This window comes from Burkholderia sp. ZZQ-2 (assembly GCF_050768715.1).
Classification (GTDB): domain Bacteria; phylum Pseudomonadota; class Gammaproteobacteria; order Burkholderiales; family Burkholderiaceae; genus Burkholderia; species Burkholderia cepacia.
Genome location: NZ_LDVA01000136.1, coordinates 1 through 6,783, shown reverse-complemented (window position 1 = coordinate 6,783; position 6,783 = coordinate 1). Strand labels below are relative to the sequence as shown.

The 6,783-nt window shown below is 71.6% G+C and carries 6 protein-coding genes and 1 pseudogene; all 7 read left to right on the top strand.

Going from position 1 to position 6,783, the window contains the following annotated elements; translation table 11 throughout:
• On the top strand, positions 1-770 hold a 770-nt coding region (locus tag ABY44_RS08370), incomplete at its 5' end, for a hypothetical protein (protein WP_431641097.1).
• A gap of 1 nt (position 771) precedes the next feature.
• On the top strand, positions 772-1,395 hold the full coding sequence (locus tag ABY44_RS08365; RefSeq protein WP_027792014.1) for a hypothetical protein: 624 nt from the start codon (positions 772-774) through the stop codon (positions 1,393-1,395).
• Positions 1,396-2,379, top strand: a complete 984-nt coding sequence (locus ABY44_RS08360; protein WP_060170287.1) for a ferritin-like domain-containing protein — start codon at positions 1,396-1,398, stop codon at positions 2,377-2,379. It begins immediately after the preceding gene.
• Positions 2,380-2,382: 3 nt separating this feature from the next.
• Positions 2,383-3,363 (top strand): ketoacyl-ACP synthase III family protein, encoded by a 981-nt coding sequence (locus tag ABY44_RS08355; protein WP_027792016.1) that lies wholly within the window; start codon positions 2,383-2,385, stop codon positions 3,361-3,363.
• Positions 3,353-4,528 carry a PLP-dependent decarboxylase gene (locus ABY44_RS08350; RefSeq protein WP_059688711.1) on the top strand — a complete coding sequence of 392 codons (1,176 nt, stop codon included), beginning with the start codon at positions 3,353-3,355 and terminating at the stop codon, positions 4,526-4,528. The genes ABY44_RS08355 and ABY44_RS08350 overlap by 11 nt, the downstream gene beginning before the upstream one ends.
• Before the next feature lie 24 nt (positions 4,529-4,552).
• Positions 4,553-6,127, top strand: coding sequence for an acyl-CoA ligase (AMP-forming), exosortase A system-associated (locus ABY44_RS08345; RefSeq protein ID WP_060170285.1), 1,575 nt, complete (start codon positions 4,553-4,555; stop codon positions 6,125-6,127).
• Positions 6,124-6,783, top strand: a pseudogene (locus tag ABY44_RS08340) (hypothetical protein); the annotation flags it as partial. The gene ABY44_RS08345 and the pseudogene ABY44_RS08340, both read left to right, overlap by 4 nt.

Genomic DNA, 6,783 nt, shown 5'->3' with positions numbered 1-6,783 from the left:
CCGTGCCGCTCGACGACACGGCCCGCGCGATCGGCTCGCTCGCGTGCGCCGAACGCGAGCGGCTGTGCGGCGCGGTCGGCGCGGACGACTACGTGGTCAGCTCGACGATCCTGTCGATGCTGCTGATGAACGATTCGCCGCAGCATCGCGTGTTCGCGCAGGCGCTCGCGGGCGCGAACGACTACACGCCCGACTGGATGACCTGCTCGTACGAATGCGCGGGCTGGGGCTACGTGCTGCGCCGCGCGCTCGCCACCGCAGCCGAAACCGGGCCGCGCACGCTGCTGCTGCAGATCGTCGACGTCGACGTGCACGGCTATACGTACTGGCACGGCAACCCCGCGTGGGGGCGTTCGGGCTTCGGCGTGTGCACGCTGCTCGTCGACGTCGGCCGCGAAGCGTCGCCGGCCGCACCGTCGGTGCTCGCGGACGCCGCGCCGCCGGCCAGCGCGGTCGTGCGGCTCGGCCGCGACATCCGCACCTTCTGCGCGGCCCGCCCCGGCGTGCACGCGGCGCTGCCGTTCTTTCCGGCGACGTCGCGCCGCGCGCTGCTCGCGTCGGTCGGCAAGACGCCGCTGCTGCCCGACGGCCACGGGCTGTTCGGCCATGCGTTCGGCAGCGATCCGTGGCTGTCGGTGCTGCTCGCGTATCGCGACGGCGATACGCCGCGCCGCGCGGCCGTCTGCTCGCTCGCGCTGAACGGCTATTACGCCGTCGCCGACGTCGCATTCGCGCCGGACGCGACGTTCTCTCTCGACAGCGAGGCATGACATGGTGCGGCCCGTTCACTTCACCTACCGGATCGAGCGCGATGCGCGGCAGCCGGTCGCAGTCGCCGCGAGCGCGTACCGGATGCCGCTCGACACGCCGGCCGACTACGCGCGCGCCGCGCTCGCGGAAGCGGCCGGCGAACCGTACGACGCCGGCGACGCATCCGGTGGCGAGCGCCGCGTGCTGCTCGACCACGTCCAGTATTTCGCGTTCCTCGCGGAAGCGACCGCGCGAATCCGCGACGCGGTACATCCCGATGCACGCGTGTTCATCGAAGTCTGCGCGCCGTACTTCGGCGCGCTGCCGGCCGAACTGCTCGCGCCGCATGTCCTGCTCGGCGTGCACCTGTACGACGAAGCGTTGCGCGACGCCGCGCGCGGCGCGCCCGTCGTGTGGATCGGCGACCGGATCCTGCGCGATGCCGAGTTCTCCGGCGACAACCGCGTGTGCTGCGCGATCTGGCCCGCGCGGCTCGCCGATGCGTTTGACGCGCAACTGCGTGGCGCATGGCCGTCGTACGCGATCCGCCTCGTGCCGCATCCGCCGACACCGCGCGCCGCCGCCACGACGCTTACCGATTCCGCCCATCATTCCGGCGCCGCCGCGCGGCCGGGGAGACCCTAAATGACTGACACGCTCACCGTTATGCAGGACACGGCCGACATCCGCTGGTCGATGCCCGTCGACGCCCTGATGTCGAACGACTACGCGCTGCGCGAAGAGGCGCTGAACCGGCTCTACGAAAAGGCGAAGGCCGCGCAGTGGGACGTCGCGACCGACGTCGACTGGAGCCACGACCTCGACCCGGCGAATCCGCTCGGCATGCCCGACCCGACGCTGCTGATCTACGGCACCGAGCTGTGGAGCAAGCTGTCCGACGCCGACAAGCGCGAGGTGCGCCACCACGCGCAGGGCTGGCTGCTGTCGCAGATCCTGCACGGCGAGCAGGCCGCGCTGATCTGCGCATCGAAGCTCGCGTCGGCCGAGGATGGCCTGAGCGCGCGCCTGTGCGCCGCCGCGCAGATGATGGACGAAGCGCGCCACGTCGAGGCGTACGCGAAGCTCGTCAACGAGAAGCTCGACGTCAGCTACCCGATGAGCCGCTCGCTGAAGGGGCTGCTGCACGACACGATCACGAGCAGCGCGCTCGACATGACGAACCTCGGGATGCAGGTGCTCGTCGAGGGCATCGCGCTGTCGATCTTCCAGAGCGTCGTCGCGTACAGCACCGATCCGTTCATCAAGGATCTCTTCCTGCGGATCCAGCGCGACGAGGCGCGTCATTTCGCGGTCGGCCGGATCACGCTGTGCCGCGTGTATGCGGAGATGAGCTCGCACGAGCTGCGCGAGCGCGAGGAATTCGTCTGCGAAGGCGCGGCCGTGCTGTACGAGCACCTGTGCGCGGACGACATCTGGGAACCGATGGGCCTGTCGAAGCGCGAATGCAGCGCGATGGTGCGCGAGTCGCCGGTCTCCAGCTCGATCCGCCGCTCGATCTTCCGGCGCCTGGTGCCGACGATCCGCGAGATGGGCCTGCTCACGCCGACGGTGCAGGCGACCTTCGAAAAACTCGATGTTCTCGACTACGCGGCGATGCCGCTCAACTGAACCATGACGAACTCCTCCCAAGCGTCACGCGATTTCTGGATCGGTATCGACGCGGTGGCCTACGAACTGCCGGGCCTGCCCGTCGACATCGAGGCGTGGGCCGCCGAGCGCGACTACCCGGCGCAGCGGGCCGCAGCGATCGCGCAGTCGGGCAGCCGCTACTTCCACATGGCGCTCGACACGAGCGAAACCGAGCTCGCGATCGCGGCGGCGGGCCGCCTGCTCGACACCGCGCGCGTGCATCCGTCCGACATCGGCGCGATCGTCCACGTGCACACGCAGCAGTTCAGCGTGCCTCCCGCGCCGCGCAGCCTGCCGCACGAGCTCGCCGCGCAGCTCGGCATCGAGCCGCTGTGGCTCGGCTCGGTCGCGCAGCTGAACTGCGTGTCGGTCGCGGCCGGCATCGAGACCGTTCGCGCGCTGATGCGTCGTTATCCGCAACTCGACGCGGCGCTCGTCGTGTCGTCCGACCGCGTGTACGGCGAGGATTACCGGATGCGGCAGATGACGGGCGTACAGTGCGACGGCGCGGCCGCGATGCTGATCGCGCGCAACAGCACGAAGAACCGGCTGGGCGGCATCGCGATCGAGACGCACGCGAAATGGCATCGCGGCTCGGACACCGTCGCCGCGAACGAGGCCGACCTGATCATGATGGAGTGGCCGTACACGCGCAAGGCGATCGACGCGGCGGTCGCGCTCGAACCGCACGCGCTCGACGCATACGAGCTCGTGCTGCCGCACAACGCCGACCTGCCGGGCTGGAACGCGCTGTGCCGCGCGATGCGCGTGCCGGCCGAGCGGCTGTATGCGGAGAACATCCATGCGCGCGGCCATGCGTGCTGCTCGGATTTCCCGATCAACCTGGCCGACGTCGGGCTCGACGCGGTCGCGCGCGGGCAGCGCGTGCTCGGCGTGATGCAGTCGAACTGCGGCGCGTATGCGGCCGCCACGCTCCATCCGGTAGGCCGCCATGACGCCTGAGCGCCCGCTTCCACCCGCCGGCGACCACGCGTGGATCGCCGACCTGCGCACGCCGTGCTACGTGTACGAGCCGGAAGTCGCGATCGCGCGCTACCGGTCGCTGAAGGCGCGGCTCGGCACGCGGCTGATCGTGTCGCTGAAGGCGAACCCGAACCAGGACATGCTCGCGCGCTGTGCCCATGCGTACGAGGACGGCGTCGAACTCGCGAGCCGCGGCGAACTCGACGCGGTGATCGGCCGGATCAGGACGCCGCGCTACCTGAACAACCCATCGATGGACGAGATGTTCATGCGCGCCGGGCTCGCGTCGCGCTGCCATTTCGTGCTCGACAACCCGGACGCGGTCGCGCGCTTCGTGCCGCTGGCGCGCGAAGCCGCGGCCGGCGGCAGCACGCCGGGCCCGGTACTGCTGCGCGTGAATGCCGGCGCGCTGGCCGGCGACGACGCGCGGGCGCTGTGGCACGACCACTTCGGAATGACGCCGAACGAGGCGCACGACGCGGTGCGCACGCTCGCCGCCGCCGGCCTGCCCGTTGCCGGGCTGCACGTGTTCTCCGGCCCGCATTCGTTCATCCGCCAGGACGCGACGCAGCCCGACACGCTCGTGCTGCCCGAGCGGCTCGCGGCGCTCGCCCGCGATCTCGCGCCGGCCAACGGCGCACCGCTCGGCTCGCTGAGCCTCGGCGGCGGTTTCGCCGACGATCACCCGGGCGATGCCGCGTTCGAGCGCTATGCGACCGCGCTCGCCCCGCTGGCCGGCCGGTACTCGCTCGCGCACGAATCCGGCCGCGCGATCTTCGCCGACGCGGGCGTGTTCGCGACGCGCGTCGTCGCGGTCAAGACATGGCAGGACCGCACGATCGCCGTCTGCGACGGCGGGCTGTCGCATGCGTTCCTGCTCGCGCAGACCGAATCGGTGATGCGCCGGCTGGCCGCGCCGTCGCTCGTGCGCCGCACGCCGGCACCGCCCGCGCGCGGCGTGCCGACGATCTATGCCGGCAGCACGTGCAGCCGCGCGGACGTGATCGGCCGCGACGACACGGGCGCGCCGCCGCAGGTCGGCGACATCGCCGTGTTCGCGCGCTGCGGCGCCTATCACCGGACGTACTCGATGGCGCATTTCCTGTCCCACGAAGCCGCGCACGTGTACGTGCGGCCCGCCTAGACCCACCAGAGAGAGGAGCCGATCATGAACGCCCTGATCAGCATCGCCGACCTGCTCGACCACGGCGCCGCGCGCTGGCCGCATCATCCCGCGTATGCCGACGGCGGCGGCACGATGACCTACGAACAGCTCGCGCGCGCGGTCCGCCGCGCGGCCGCCGCACTCGCGTCGCGCGGCGTGCGGCCCGGCGAGCGCGTCGCGATCTACGCGCCGAAACGCATCGAAACCGTGGTCGCGATGCTCGCGGCCAACGCACTCGGCGCGATCTTCGTGCCGGTCAATCCGCAATTGAAGGAAGCGCAGATCGAACACATCGTCGCCGACAGCGGCGCGGCGCTGTTCATGACCGGCGCGCAGCGATTGAAGCGCCTGCCGGCGCTCGCCGCGCTCGTCGGCACCCGCACGATGCTGATCGAGGAGCTGGCCGATGCGATCGCCGCGTCCGACACCGGCGCTGCTGCACCGTTCGCCGCCGGCCGCCCGGTGGACGACGACCCCGCCGCGCTGCTCTATACGTCCGGCTCGACCGGCAAGCCCAAAGGCGTGGTCGTGTCGCACCGCAACCTGGTGTCGGGCGCGTTCAGCGTCGCCGCGTACCAGGGGCTGGCCGACGACGACGTCGTGCTCGGCGTGCTGCCGCTCAGCTTCGACGCGGGCCTGAGCCAGCTCACGACCGCGCTGGCGTCGGGCGCGTGTTACGCGCCGCTCGACTTCCTGCAGCCGGCCGACGTGCCGCGCCATTGCGACGCGTTCGGCGTGACGTCGATCACCGGCGTGCCGCCGCTGTGGATGCAGCTCGCGTCGGCCGGCTGGAGCGATACGGCGCGCACGCGAATCCGCCGCTTCGCGAACACCGGCGGCCATCTCGCGACGCCGCTGCTGCACCGCCTGCAGGCGCTGTTCACGCACGCCGCGCCGTACCTGATGTACGGACTGACCGAAGCGTTCCGTTCGACGTACCTGCCGCCGGCCGACGCGGCGTTGCGCCCGACGTCGATCGGCAAGGCCGTGCCGAACGCCGAGATCCTCGTGCTGCGTGCGGACGGCAGCGAATGCGCGGCCGACGAGCCCGGCGAACTCGTGCATCGCGGCGCGTTCGTCACGCTCGGCTACTGGAACCGGCCCGAGCTGACCGCGCAGCGCTTTCGCCCGCTGCCGCGCCGGCACGGCGAGATCCCGCGCCCCGACGTCGCGGTGTGGTCCGGCGACATCGTGCGGCGCGACGCCGACGGCTACCTGTATTTCGTCGCGCGCGGCGACGACATGATCAAGACCTCCGGCTACCGCGTCAGCCCGACCGAAGTCGAGGACGTGCTGTTCGCGCTGCCGCACATCCGCGAGGCGGCGGTGTTCGGCGTGCCGCACGCGTCGCTCGGCGAGGCGATCGCCGCGTGTGTCGTGTCGACGCTCGACGCCGACGCGTGCCGCGCCGACATCGCACGCGCGTGCCGCGACGCGTTGCCGACCTACATGAGCCCGCTCGTCGTCGAGCCGCTGCCGGCGCTGCCGCGCAACCCGAACGGCAAGATCGACCGCCCCGCGCTGAAAAACCAGTATCGCGACGCGTTCGCGCACACAAACGAGGAGACCGCCGCATGACCCTGTCGACGCTCGATGAAACCTGCCTCAGCGCGCGCCGCGTCGCCGAGCCCGGCACGCTCGCCCTGTCCGGCGGCGTCGTGGTGCTGCCGCCCGCCGTCGTGTTCAGCGCGATCCAGGCGCAGGAGCGCCATCCCGGCTACCGGCACCTGCTGCTGCCGCAGGCGCGCTTCGCGCGGCCGCGCGGGATGGGTGCGCTGACGCCAGAGGAAGGCACGCGCCTCGCGCCGGGCGGCCGGCCCGCGCTGCGGGTCGCGCCGCCCGGGCGCAGCCTCGCCGATCTCGCCGCCGACGCCGCGCTCGACCTGCGCGACCAGCTCGGCTCCGGGCAACTGGCCCGCACGACCCACGTGATCGTCGCGAGCTGCGCGCTCAACGAAGGCATCGGCGACTCGGTCGTCGGCCGCATGCAGTACGAACTCGGCCTGCAACGCGTGACGCCGTTCGCGCTCGGCCAGAACGGCACGCTCGGCTGGTATTCGGCGCTGATGCTGCTCGACGGGCTGCTCGACGAAGGCGACCAGGCGCTCGTGATCCTCAGCGACAAGTGGCTCTACCCGTTCTTCCGCCAGTTCGGCGACCTGGTCGGCTACGGCGACGCGGCCGCCGCGCTGCTCGTGTCGCGTGCGGGCCCGGCGCCCGAGCCGGCCGACTGG

Bases quoted from the DNA above. Each gene is read 5' to 3' on its own strand.
- ABY44_RS08365 (WP_027792014.1), top strand. From the start codon at position 772: ATGGTGCGGCCCGTTCACTTCACCTACCGGATCGAGCGCGATGCGCGG.
- ABY44_RS08360 (WP_060170287.1), top strand. From the start codon at position 1,396: ATGACTGACACGCTCACCGTTATGCAGGACACGGCCGACATCCGCTGG.
- ABY44_RS08355 (WP_027792016.1), top strand. From the start codon at position 2,383: ATGACGAACTCCTCCCAAGCGTCACGCGATTTCTGGATCGGTATCGAC.
- ABY44_RS08350 (WP_059688711.1), top strand. From the start codon at position 3,353: ATGACGCCTGAGCGCCCGCTTCCACCCGCCGGCGACCACGCGTGGATC.
- ABY44_RS08345 (WP_060170285.1), top strand. From the start codon at position 4,553: ATGAACGCCCTGATCAGCATCGCCGACCTGCTCGACCACGGCGCCGCG.